At 40.3% G+C, this 12,502-nt stretch carries 8 protein-coding genes and 2 tRNA genes; 2 read left to right on the top strand and 8 right to left on the bottom strand.

Going from position 1 to position 12,502, the window contains the following annotated elements; translation table 11 throughout:
• Positions 1-175: 175 nt before the first annotated feature.
• The 8 genes from ACW6NC_RS14630 to ACW6NC_RS14595 form a co-directional block, all read right to left on the bottom strand.
• Positions 176-250, bottom strand: a tRNA-Val gene (locus ACW6NC_RS14630).
• 50 nt (positions 251-300) lie between these two features.
• A tRNA-Val gene (locus ACW6NC_RS14625) sits at positions 301-375 on the bottom strand.
• A gap of 64 nt (positions 376-439) precedes the next feature.
• Positions 440-1,630, bottom strand: a complete 1,191-nt coding sequence (locus ACW6NC_RS14620) for a bifunctional folylpolyglutamate synthase/dihydrofolate synthase (RefSeq protein ID WP_457867138.1) — start codon at positions 1,628-1,630, stop codon at positions 440-442.
• A gap of 30 nt (positions 1,631-1,660) precedes the next feature.
• A complete protein-coding gene (locus tag ACW6NC_RS14615) occupies positions 1,661-2,485 on the bottom strand; it encodes an energy transducer TonB (protein ID WP_457867136.1) in 825 nt (274 codons plus the stop codon).
• A 1-nt stretch (position 2,486) separates the two neighbouring features.
• Positions 2,487-2,879, bottom strand: coding sequence for an ExbD/TolR family protein (locus ACW6NC_RS14610; protein ID WP_457867134.1), 393 nt, complete (start codon positions 2,877-2,879; stop codon positions 2,487-2,489).
• A gap of 1 nt (position 2,880) precedes the next feature.
• Positions 2,881-3,582: a MotA/TolQ/ExbB proton channel family protein gene (locus ACW6NC_RS14605; RefSeq protein WP_457867132.1), complete on the bottom strand. Its 702-nt coding sequence runs from the start codon at positions 3,580-3,582 to the stop codon at positions 2,881-2,883.
• Between the two features lie 241 nt (positions 3,583-3,823).
• On the bottom strand, positions 3,824-5,050 hold the full coding sequence (locus tag ACW6NC_RS14600; protein ID WP_457867130.1) for a Glu/Leu/Phe/Val dehydrogenase dimerization domain-containing protein: 1,227 nt from the start codon (positions 5,048-5,050) through the stop codon (positions 3,824-3,826).
• A 65-nt stretch (positions 5,051-5,115) separates the two neighbouring features.
• The gene (locus ACW6NC_RS14595; RefSeq protein ID WP_457867128.1) at positions 5,116-6,180 is read right to left on the bottom strand and encodes an anhydro-N-acetylmuramic acid kinase; all 1,065 of its coding nucleotides are present in this window, start codon (positions 6,178-6,180) and stop codon (positions 5,116-5,118) included.
• Positions 6,181-6,271: 91 nt separating this feature from the next.
• Between ACW6NC_RS14595 and ACW6NC_RS14590 the strand changes: the two genes are divergently transcribed.
• On the top strand, positions 6,272-7,414 hold the full coding sequence (locus tag ACW6NC_RS14590) for an acyl-CoA dehydrogenase (RefSeq protein ID WP_457867127.1): 1,143 nt from the start codon (positions 6,272-6,274) through the stop codon (positions 7,412-7,414).
• A 564-nt stretch (positions 7,415-7,978) separates the two neighbouring features.
• Positions 7,979-12,502, top strand: coding sequence for a glutamate synthase large subunit (gene gltB / locus ACW6NC_RS14585; protein ID WP_457867126.1), 4,524 nt, complete (start codon positions 7,979-7,981; stop codon positions 12,500-12,502).

The raw sequence follows: 12,502 nt of genomic DNA, 5'->3' as shown, positions 1-12,502 counted from the left end.
AGGAGTGAAAAATGTAGAATTCTTTCTGTATAGATTAACTACAATTTTTGCTTAAACACAACAATTGGGCTTGATCCTATAATATGCTTCTAGTATCGGATCGAACCCTATATAGGTATAATTTAGACATAAAAAAATCCCTGAAGTAAGTATACTTTGGGATCTGGACATTAAGTGGGCGCGAAGGGATTCGAACCCCTGACCCCTTGGGTGTAAACCAAGTGCTCTGAACCAACTGAGCTACGCGCCCTAACTTTCACTAAAAAAAGGCTCCTTTATAAGAAGCCTTGAGAATGGTAGTGGGCGCGAAGGGATTCGAACCCCTGACCCCTTGGGTGTAAACCAAGTGCTCTGAACCAACTGAGCTACGCGCCCATTCTTTAATGCGGATGCAAATATAGATTAGTTTTTCAATTGCACCAAGAAAAACTTTAAAAAATCAAATTATTTCTGCCACGGTAAAAGTACTGCCTCCCACGAATACCAGATCCTCGTCTAAGGCACTGTCAACAGCGACTTCATAAGCTTTTGAAACCGAATCAAATACCCTTCCTTCCAGACCGAAACTAGCCGCTTTTTCAGCTACAATATCCGCCTCAAGACCTCGTGGGATATCTGGTTTGCAAAAGTAATAATGAGCATTTTTCGGAAATAATGGCAAAATAGATTCCAGATCTTTATCATTAACAACCCCCAGGACAATATGTAAATGCTGAAAATCCTCTCCCTTAAGTTGTTTAAAAACAAGTTTAAGTCCCTCCTTATTATGTGCAGTATCGCAAATCACCTTTGGCTTCTCTTGAAGAATATCCCAACGCCCCTGCAATGAAGTATGTAATTTCACACTGTTTAAACCGTTTTTCAGGCATTCTTCAGGTATGTTCCAGCCTTGGTTCCGAAGCACCTTCACAACCCCAAGAACACTTTTCATGTTCTTATTTTGGTAATCTCCTTTAAGATCAGTGCTGTATTTGGGAAAACGCAGTTCTTGAGCAAAGATCAGCTTTGCGTTGTGTTTTTGAGCAACCTCTTCAAATATAGGAGTGGTTTCTTTTTGCTTTTCTCCAATCACCACTGGAATTCCCTCTTTTATGATCCCGGCTTTCTCACGGGCTATTTCCGATAAAGTGTTCCCTAAATGAGCAACATGATCTAGACCAATATTGGTAATTACAGAGACTTCAGGAGTAATAATATTCGTAGAATCTAAACGACCTCCCATTCCTACCTCTATTATGGCAACCTCTACTTCCTGTTTTGCAAAATAATCGAATGCTAATCCAACGGTCATTTCGAAAAAGGAAAGTTTAGCTTCTTCAAGAAAATCTTTATGGGTTTTCACAAAGTTAACTACCGATTTTTTATCTATAAGGTGGCCGTTGATTTTTATACGCTCCCTGAAATCCTTTAAATGCGGTGAAGTATATAGTCCTACTTTATAACCTGCTTCCTGTAATACTGAAGCTAACATATGACTAGTAGACCCCTTTCCATTGGTCCCGGCCACATGAATAGTTTTAAATTTTTTATGAGGTGCTCCCAAGTGCTTTGCAAGCTGTTGGGTTTTGGTGAGATCTTTCTTAAAAGCATGGTCCCCTACCCGCTGGTACATAGGCAACTGCTGAAACATCCAATCAACAGTTTCTTTGTAAGTATTCACCTATTCTGAGAGTTTAAAGTTATAAATAATTGTCCCTACCTGTCTGGAGGGAGCATTGTCATCACTGTTGAACCGAGTAGCCATTGCGGCACGTCTAGCCGGTTCGGTAAGGCAAGAAGCGGAATTCGTTGTCCCCTTTACACCTGGAGTGGCGTTAATTACCTGTCCGGAACGATTTACTTCAATGCGCACCACTACGATACCTGATTCATTACAGTCCTGAATAAATTTCTCTTTATTCAAGGCTCTCCGGCCGCCAAGGCGATAATTTCCATCCCCATCAAGTCCGGCACCATTCCCATAATATGCACTTGCATTGGGATCACCATCAGGTGACCCCTTATCCCCCGCAGAATTATCATCGCCTTCTCCTCCTGTTTCTGAACCAGTACGTTCAGGTCCGTTTAGGATACTGCTCATGGCATCCGTAGTAGATTTATCTGGTTTGGGTTCCGGCTTTTCAGCCGGGGGTTGCTCCTTAGGTGGTTCCGGTGTTTCTTTTTTAACCGGCTGTGGCTTCTCCTTCTTTTCGATGACGGGGGCTTCTTCAGTCTGCTGAGTAACCACTTCTTCTTCAATAACCGGTTCGGGTTGAGAAACAGGTTCAGGCGCTGTTGTTTGTTGAGGGGCCGATTTTATCGGTTCAGTAGGTTGGTTTTCACCGGCCCCAACCTCTGAAGTACCAAAATTTATTGCAATCCCATTTTCTGGTGGCGGATCTAGATATTTAAAACCTAAAAACAGCATCAAAATAATCAAAAGCACGTGAAGTACCACCGTGATGGTAAAAGATTTTTTCTCGTGTTTTGTTTCAAGCATTGCCATTTTATTCAGGTTTTACAGCCAATACAATCTTATAACTATTACGGTTGGCAATATCCATAACATTAACGGCTTTTTCGATAGGTACTCCTTCCTCAGCCCTTAAAATAATCGTTGGGTTCTCTTCCCCCACCAGTTTGCTTTTCAGTGTTCTTTCCAAAGCACTAGCACTAACTCTTTCTTCATTTACATAGAATTGAAGGTCTTTGGTAATACTAACCGCTATATTTTGCTGCGTTGTGGTTTTACCTTTCGCCTTCGGAAGAATTAAATCCAGAGCTTCAGGTGTAATAACCGGTGATGTAAGCATGAAAAAGATCAATAACAAAAATACAATATCTGTCATTGAGCTCATGCTGAACTCCGGACTAATTTTATTTCTACCTCTTAAATTCATATCAGGCAGGTTCGTTTAATAAATCTAAGAAATCTACTGCGGTAGCTTCCATTTGATGTACTACTTTATCCGTTTTCACTACCAGGTGATTGTAACCTATATAGGCAATAATTCCGACAATAAGCCCGGCAACAGTAGTGGTCATCGCTGTATAGATACCTTCTGCAAGAGCTCCCATTTGTGCCTGACCACTACTTGTGGCCAATTCATGAAATGCAAGGACCATACCAATCACAGTCCCCAAAAATCCAATCATTGGTGCGGCTCCGGCAATAGTGGCTAGGATACTTACATTTTTTTCTAGTTTGTAGACTTCCAGCCTTCCGGCGTTTTCAATTGCTGTGTTGATATCTTCTAAAGGGCTACCAATTCGGGAAATCCCCTTTTGAGTTAGCCGCGCCACTGGAGAATCACTTTGTGCACAACGAATCTTAGCCGATTCTATATTCCCATTTAAAACGCTATCTTTTATTTGAAGCATAAAATTTTTGTCTACCTGGCTGGCTGCTTTAATAGCAAAAAGTCTTTCGAAATAAATATAAACTGCAGCGAACAGCAGCACGAAAAGAATCAAAATAATAATTTGGCCACCGAGGCCACCGCTTAACATCAGGTCAAATAAAGAAAGGGTTTTTTCTTCTACTACAGGCTCTGTCTCCTGAACTGCCTGAGCAGTGCCTTCCTGCTGGAAAAAGTATAGCATAGGTATCTTTTAGGGTTTTGTATCTAACGTAAAAAACTTTTTTAAATTGTAACCAAAAATAGTAAAATATTCAGCAGTACAAGTTGGTTTCTGGTAATCCTTGGATTTTTATACAATTCTCATCCAAATCCCTGTCTAAGCAAAGAAAACTAAAAATTAAAAACCCCAAATAGCGCCTAACCATTTGGGGGTGATTCGGTTAAATATGCTCCTTAAACCAGAGACCCAGAGACCAAGTAATTTAAACTAATTGTTTCAATGCTATCTCAAAAGCTGTTTTACTTACCCCTGTTTTACCACTATTATTATCGAAGGTATTTTGCATGGCATTCTTAATAGTCATGGAGGTATCATTAAAGATTGACTCATCCGTCATTTGAACTCTTCCCTCCATAAAATAAGCGAAGACCCTGGCCATTCCACAATTAGCAATGAAATCAGGAATTAGGCTAACCTTCCCATCGGTATATTCCATTATGGGTCCAAAGAATATCTCTTCATCGGCAAATGGCACATTGGCTCCTGAAGAGATAACTTCAAGTTTTCTTTCGATCAAACTGGAAATTTGATCCTTATTAATTAACCGCGATGCAGCGCAAGGGGCAAAGATCTCGGCGTCAACCTGCCATATTTTTTCATTGATCTTTTCAAATGGAATAAGATCCGAATGCTTTAAGCTATTGCCTTCTTTATTAAGGAACATTTCCTTTATTTCCTTAAAGGTGAAACCTTTCTCGCTTAAAAGTCCACCGTCACGGTCGATAATTCCCACAATCTTAACTCCCATTTGCGCAAGATAGTAAGCTGCTGCTGAACCTACATTACCAAAGCCCTGTACTATTGCTCTTTTATCTTTAACATCACCACCATAAATGGAATAATAATGTTTAACGGCTTCTGCTACTCCATAACCGGTGATCATGTCGGCCACTGTATATTTACGACTGATATCAGGGGAATAATTGGTGTTTTCAAGAACTTTTATGACCCCTTGCCGCAATTGGCCGATCCTATTAATTTTATCGGCCTCACTAGGTTTAAAATGACCGTTAAAGACTCCTTCCTGCGGGTGCCAAACCCCACAGTTCTCAGTAATTGGTATCACCTCATGGATTTCATCCACATTAAGATCACCTCCGGTACCGTAATAACTCTTTAGAAGAGGAGAAACAGCTTTGTACCAGCGTTCTAGCACCCCTTTTTTTCTCGGATCTTTTGGATCAAAATTAATCCCTGATTTTGCACCCCCAATAGCCGGACCTGAAACCGTAAATTTAACTTCCATTGTTTTTGCAAGGGACAGCACTTCATTTTCATCTAGGCCAGGTCGCATTCGGGTTCCGCCCCCAGCCGCCCCTCCACGCAATGAATTTATCACAGTCCAGCCCTCAGCATCGGTTTCAGCATCACGCCAGTGAAATATAATTTCAGGCTCCTTATTTTCAAATACTTTTAATAATTCCTTCATTTTAGGTGTGTTTTTTCGCAAATATATAAACTAACGGAGATCCTGTTGAGTTTTCACTAAAAATATCACAACTCAAAAATCACCCCAGCAGAATGGTCTTTTTGGGCCCCTGTCACTGATTTAAGCGTGTTGACTTCTCCACGAATTTTAAGTACTCCTAACAGACCAAAGATCAGTGCCTCCTTAAAATCGATAATCTCCCTAGAGGGTATGGTAAAGTGACATTTTGAATGCTTTTTCAATTCTTTTATAATGAAATTATTAAAAGCTCCACCTCCGGTAACCAGTATATTAGATTCCTTTTTGTCGTCAAGAACTTTCGAAATTTGCTCAGCTATATGTACAGAATAGGTATGCATAATAGCCGGTATATCATCGTCATACCTTTCAAGGAGAGGGAATACTTCTTTGGACACCCATTCTATTCCAAGGGATTTAGGCGGTTTTTGTGCATAGAAAGGAAGTTGGTTTAATTCTTTTAAAAGTTTTTTATTTAGAACTCCGGCTCCCGCTAATTTCCCGTCTTCATCAAATTCCTTTCCCAATTTTTTAGCATAATGGTTCAACACGGTATTTACAGCACAGATATCGTAAGCAATTCTTTCACCGTTTTCTTCCGTGGATATATTGGCAAAGCCTCCCAAATTGAGGCAATAATTATAATCAGAAAATAACAACCTGTCCCCAATAGGAACAAGGGGCGCTCCCTGTCCCCCGAGATTAACATCCTGAACCCTAAAATCACAAACCACCTTTTGCCCGGTTAAATAAGCAAGTTGTTGCAAATTTCCGATCTGAAGAGTGTACTGGTTTTCCGGTTCATGTTTAATTGTATGTCCATGACTACATACAGCATCGAGATCTGTGATATGATATTTTTCGATAAATTGTGAGATCACACCAGCAAGATACTGGGTGTATTTAAGGTTGAGCTCTTCCAGCCTTTCTTGTGAAAAATTAAGGGCTTCTGCCAGAGTTTCCTGCCAATTAAGAGGATACGGCCTTGTTTCTGCCTTGAGGATTTTATAGGTCCATTCATCCTTGTAATCGAAGTTGACATAAACCAGGTCGATACCATCCAAAGAGGTACCCGACATTACACCTAATACTTTGTAATTTGCTTTTTTCATATTCGTAAAATTAATGAAAGTAAATTGAATATTACATATCAAAAAGTTATCTTTGGGAACCAAATTTAGGTATTCCTTAAACAAAATTAATATGGATTTCAAACTTACAGAAGAACATATAATGATACGTGATGCGGCACGTGATTTTGCTAAAAATGAACTCCTACCCGGAGTAATAGAACGGGATGAAAAACAAGAGTTTCCCACTCAACAAGTCAAAATGATGGGGGAACTTGGTTTTCTGGGAATGATGGCTTCACCAGAATATGGTGGCGGGGGCATGGACACTATCTCTTATGTTCTGGCTATGGAAGAGATTTCTAAAATCGATGCATCGGCCTCCGTGGTAATGTCGGTTAACAATTCCTTGGTGTGCTGGGGCCTTGATACTTACGCAAGTCCTGAACAGAAGGAAAAATATCTTAGTAAGCTTGCAACGGGAGAGAAATTAGGTGCATTTTGTTTATCAGAGCCCGAAGCCGGGAGCGATGCAACTTCACAGAGAACTACAGCCATAGATAAAGGTGATCATTACCTGTTAAACGGCACAAAAAATTGGATTACCAATGGAGGAACTGCCGATTACTACCTAGTTATTGCCCAGACCGATCGGGAGAAAAAGCATAAAGGTATTAATGCCTTTATTGTGGAAAAAGGTTGGGAAGGTTTTGAAATAGGACCGAAAGAACAAAAAATGGGTATTCGAGGTAGCGATACTCATTCCCTGAATTTCAATGATGTTAAAGTACCCAAAGAAAACAGAATTGGAGAAGATGGTTTCGGGTTTAAATTTGCAATGAAAACACTTTCGGGAGGAAGAATCGGGATAGCTGCCCAAGCTCTTGGTATTGCATCTGGGGCTTATGAACTCTCTAGAAAATATTCAAAAGAAAGAAAAGCATTCGGGACAGAGATCTGTAATCATCAGGCTATCGCCTTCAAACTGGCAGATATGCATACCCAAATTGAAGCAGCAAGACACCTGGTTATGAAAGCTGCCTGGGACAAAGACCAGCATAATGACTATGATCTTTCTGGCGCTATGGCAAAACTCCACGCCTCGAAAACAGCCATGGATGTCGCAATAGAAGCTGTTCAAATTCATGGAGGGAATGGTTACGTAAAAGAATATCATGTGGAACGGTTAATGAGAGATGCCAAGATCACACAGATCTATGAAGGAACTTCTGAAATACAAAAAATAGTAATATCCCGATCCATCCTTAAGGATTAATTATTTTTAATTTAGATAGGATAGTAGGAACGGGAAATATTCTCGTTCCTACCTTCCACAATGCCAGAGATATATTCCCCTACTGTATAGCCGCCCAACTTACCTCCCATCTCCACAAATCATTTAGGTAGGAAATTAAACCTTCCTCTTAACAGTCCACCACCTATCTATCAAGTAATACCAATTGAGTTAAATCTTTTTGGACCCAGCCCTTCATTTTATCTTTTAACTTTATCTAAACCTGATTAAGACAAACCCATTTTTTCAAATAACACAACTGATTATTATATTCTAAGGTTACTATCGAAACCTTGGTATTGACTTCCTTGAAATTATTCCTTTTTAAAATACACACTATCGATTGTAGGCCTAAAAAAGCCTGCCTTTTTTTGCATGGTGTTCTATTAAAAGATTTTTAATTCATGCCTTGTCAAATTAAATAATTATCATTTTATGTGCTTTTAATTGATTTAAATGAATTTATTTTTGATTTAACAAAAAAAAGCCGCTTTTTCTTTATCGTTTTGGGTAATTTAGCACAAATTACTTAAGGACGACAAGGACATGAAATTAAAAAAACAGGGGCTCTATTCACCCGAATTTGAGCATGATAATTGTGGAGCAGGATTTATATGTAACCTGAAAGGAAAACGCACCAACGATATTATTCATAAGGCTATTGATATTCTCATTAGACTGGAACACCGGGGTGCAGTAAGTGCTGACGGGAAAACCGGAGATGGTGCAGGAATTCTCATTGAGATTCCCCACGACTTTTTTAAGGAAACCTGCGATTTCAAATTACCGGATTTCAAAGAATATGCTGTAGGTATGGTTTTCCTCCCCAGATCCGTTAATCAACGTAATATCTGTAAAGAAATTTTTGAAAGTGAAATTACCGGCCAAGGTCTCAATATTATCGGATGGCGTGAGGTTCCTGTGAACAGATCCTGTCTAGGAAGTATCGCCTCTCTTTCTGAACCTAATATCCAGCAGGTTTTTATCGGTAAAGGAGAGGAGATTTCAGCATCCACATTCAAGGCCAGGCTTTTTGCAGCCCGTAAAATTGCGGAGCACCGAATTGAGAATTCCGAACTTTCTGAAGCTGATAGTTTCTACTTACCAAGCCTCTCCACAAACACCATCATTTATAAGGGGCTGTTAATGCCTCAGGACATCAATGTATATTATAAAGATTTAAACGAGCCCGGGGTAGTTACCAAACTAGCCTTGGTTCATCAACGATTTTCCACCAACACCTTCCCAACTTGGGATCTTGCACAACCATTTAGGTATATGTGTCACAATGGGGAAATTAACACCTTAAGGGGAAACCTAAGCCGAATGAAAGCCAGAGAAGAGCTATTTGAAAGTGAAGTCTTTGGTGATGATCTTAAAAGGATCTTACCCATAACCGCCGACGGAAAATCAGATTCCGCATCCATGGATACAGTATTGGAATTATTGCTCCAAACCGGCCGATCTTTGCCAGAAGCGATTATGATGATGGTTCCCGAGGCCTGGGAGAAAAACCCATCAATGAATGATGAGAAAAAAGCTTTTTATGAATATAATGCCTGTATAATGGAGGCCTGGGATGGTCCTGCCTCTATACCTTTTACCGATGGAAATTACATTGGAGCTTTACTGGATCGTAATGGTCTGAGGCCTTCCCGCTATACTCTAACCAAGGACGGTTATGTAATTATGTCCTCGGAAACAGGAGTAATGGATATCAAACCAGAAAATGTGGAACTACATGGTCGCCTTGAGCCCGGAAGGATGTTTTTGGTAGATATGAATGAGGGAAGGATAATCCGGGACGAGGAAGTTAAAAGTAAAATCGTTTCAGAGAGACCTTATAGAAAATGGTTAGACAAAAACCTTCTTCCTTTGGCAGAAGTGCCCTACACAGGGAATAAAACTCCGCGGGAAGACATCCCCTTTAACACCCGACAGAAACTCTTTGGTTATACCCTCGAGGATATTAGTACAATAATTACTCCCATGGCCACACTCGGAAAGGAAGCCATCGGATCGATGGGGGCTGATATTCCCCTGGCCGTACTCTCTGATAAACCCCAACTCCTCTTTAATTATTTTAAGCAGTTATTCGCGCAGGTTACCAACCCTCCTTTGGATGGGATAAGGGAAGAGATCGTGACTGATATAAGCTTAGCTATTGGAGAAGATCGGAACATATTTGATATAGTTCCAGAACAAGCCAAGAAACTCCGTATACAAAATCCAGTGATCTCTAACGAAGACCTTGATAAGATTAAATATATAGATCAACCTGGTTTTCGAACGGAATCAGTTTCTATTTTGTATGAAGCGGAAAAAGGCCTGAATGGTTTAGAGACGCGCCTAAATGAAATTATTGTAGAAATCAACAATGCAGTAGACCGAGGGTGTAATGTGATAATTCTTAGCGACAGGAATGTGAATCCTAAACTAGCACCAATTCCTTCTTTACTAGCATGCTCCTTTGTTCATCACAGGGTGAAAAAATACAACCGGAGATCTTCCTTTGGAATTGTAATAGAATCGGCTGAACCGAGAGAACCGCATCACTTTGCCCTTCTCTTCGGCTATGGTGCAAGCGCGATTAATCCATATATGGTAAATGAAATTATTCACCAGCTCGTGGAGGACAATGAAATAGATATTGAAGATGCTGAGGAAGCGGTTCAGAATTTCAATAAGGCAATAGGGAAAGGGATAGTAAAGATCATGAACAAAATAGGGATCTCCACCTTGCATTCATATCGTGGCGCTCAAATATTTGAAATTCTTGGCCTCAATAAAAAATTTGTAGATAAATATTTCAGCAATACTCCTACCCGGATCGAAGGAATAGGCTTATATGAAATCGAGAAGGAAATTCAGAAACGTTTTGACGCAGCCTTTAATCCGCCTGAAACTGACACCGATCTGGATCTTGAAATAGGCGGCGATTACCGATGGAGAAGAAATGGAGAGCGGCATATGTTCAATCCTGCCAGTGTAGCCAAGCTACAGCAGGCAGTAAAACAAAACAACCCTAAAAGCTACAAGGAATACGCTAAACTTATCAATAACCAGAACGAGGCTTTAATGACCCTGCGAGGGATGTTCAAATTCAAAGACCTGAACCCTATTCCTATTGATGAGGTTGAACCATGGACAGAAATCGTAAAACGATTCAAAACCGGGGCTATGTCCTTTGGTTCGATCAGTAAGGAAGCTCATGAGAATCTTGCCATCGCGATGAATAGGATGAAAGGAAAAAGCAATTCCGGTGAAGGTGGAGAAGACCCTCAACGATTCAACAAGGATCTTGATGGTAACTGGAGAAATTCTGCCATAAAACAAGTAGCTTCAGGTAGATTCGGAGTATCTATAAACTACCTAAGTAACGCAAGTGAGATCCAAATTAAGATGGCTCAGGGCGCAAAACCGGGCGAAGGAGGCCAATTACCTGGCCAAAAAGTAAATCCCGATATCGCTAAAACTAGAAATTCTACACCTTATGTAGGTCTTATTTCCCCGCCACCACACCACGATATTTATTCTATAGAAGACCTTGCACAGCTCATCTTTGATCTTAAAAATGCTAATCGTGAAGCTCGCATTAACGTTAAACTGGTTTCGAAGGTAGGTGTGGGTACAATTGCTGCAGGTGTCGCAAAAGCAAAAGCCGATGTAGTATTGATCTCCGGTTTTGACGGAGGTACAGGGGCATCCCCACTTACCTCTTTACGTCATGCGGGATTACCCTGGGAGCTTGGTATTGCGGAAGCCCAACAAACTTTGCTTTTAAATAACTTAAGAAATCGAATCGTAGTTGAATGTGACGGCCAGTTAAAAACAGGACGTGATGTGGCGATCGCTTGTTTGCTCGGAGCTGAGGAATTTGGGTTTTCTACAGCACCTCTAGTCGCTTCGGGATGTATTATGATGCGTGCCTGTCATCTAAACACATGCCCGGTTGGGATTGCTACACAAGACCCGGAACTAAGGAAGAAGTTCAAGGGAACCCCGGAGGATGTCATTAACTTCATGTATTTTATTGCACAGGAATTAAGAGAAATCATGGCAAGCCTCGGTTTCCGAAGTATAAATGAAATGGTTGGACAAAACCAAAAACTCGATATGAATCGAGCCATAGAACATTATAAAGCTCAGGGAATAGATCTCTCTGGTATACTTTACAAACCGAAAATAGATGAAGATATGCCGCTTTACAATACCCAAAAGCAACAACACAATCTCGAAAATGTTCTTGATTTTGAGATTTTAAGGCAGGCTCATCCATCAATCTATAGGAAAGAAAAAATGTCGCTGGATTTTAATATTAGTAATATTAACAGGACCACAGGCGCAATTTTAAGCAATGAGATATCCAAAATACACGGAGAAAAAGGACTCCCTGAGAACACTTTGAGTCTTAATTTCAAGGGATCTGCAGGCCAAAGTTTTGGGGCATTTGCAACAAAAGGCGTTAGTCTAAATGTAATAGGAAACACTAATGATTACTTCGGAAAAGGACTTTCCGGCGCTACCCTTAGCGTTAAAAAACCAAAAGAAGCCAGTTTTAAATCCCATGAAAACGTAATCATCGGGAATGTAGCCCTTTATGGTGCTATTAATGGGGAAGCCTTCATCAATGGAATTGGAGGAGAACGCTTTTGCGTTAGAAATTCAGGAGCCAAGGCTGTCATTGAAGGAATTGGAGACCATGGTTGTGAATATATGACCGGAGGAATTGCTGTGATTCTAGGTAGAATAGGAAGAAATTTCGCTGCAGGGATGAGTGGGGGAATCGCCTACATTTTTAATCCAAAAGATAAACTTGATCACAACAATTTTAATATGGAAATGATCGGACTTGAGGAACCTTCTGAAGACAACAAAGCAGAACTAAAAGAACTTATAGAAAAACATAGCGCATATACTGATAGTGAACTTGCAGCAGAAATCCTTGAAAACTGGGAAGTAAATGCTGGTAAATTCATCAAAGTAATGCCAACAGAATACAAAAAAGCATTGAAACTACTAGAGGAAGAGAAGTTGAGAAATGCCGAAGTAGAACTCAAAACAGCATAA

Source organism: Salegentibacter profundi, assembly GCF_054121475.1.
The sequence above is the reverse complement of the archived record's forward strand: the minus strand, read 5'-3'. Positions and strand labels throughout refer to the sequence as shown.

Coding starts and splice junctions, on each gene's coding strand:
- ACW6NC_RS14620 (WP_457867138.1), bottom strand. CDS start 1,630: ATGTTTCAGCAGTTGCCTATGTACCAGCGGGTAGGGGACCATGCTTTT.
- ACW6NC_RS14615 (WP_457867136.1), bottom strand. CDS start 2,485: ATGGCAATGCTTGAAACAAAACACGAGAAAAAATCTTTTACCATCACG.
- ACW6NC_RS14610 (WP_457867134.1), bottom strand. CDS start 2,879: ATGAATTTAAGAGGTAGAAATAAAATTAGTCCGGAGTTCAGCATGAGC.
- ACW6NC_RS14605 (WP_457867132.1), bottom strand. CDS start 3,582: ATGCTATACTTTTTCCAGCAGGAAGGCACTGCTCAGGCAGTTCAGGAG.
- ACW6NC_RS14600 (WP_457867130.1), bottom strand. CDS start 5,050: ATGAAGGAATTATTAAAAGTATTTGAAAATAAGGAGCCTGAAATTATA.
- ACW6NC_RS14595 (WP_457867128.1), bottom strand. CDS start 6,180: ATGAAAAAAGCAAATTACAAAGTATTAGGTGTAATGTCGGGTACCTCT.
- ACW6NC_RS14590 (WP_457867127.1), top strand. CDS start 6,272: ATGGATTTCAAACTTACAGAAGAACATATAATGATACGTGATGCGGCA.
- gltB (WP_457867126.1), top strand. CDS start 7,979: ATGAAATTAAAAAAACAGGGGCTCTATTCACCCGAATTTGAGCATGAT.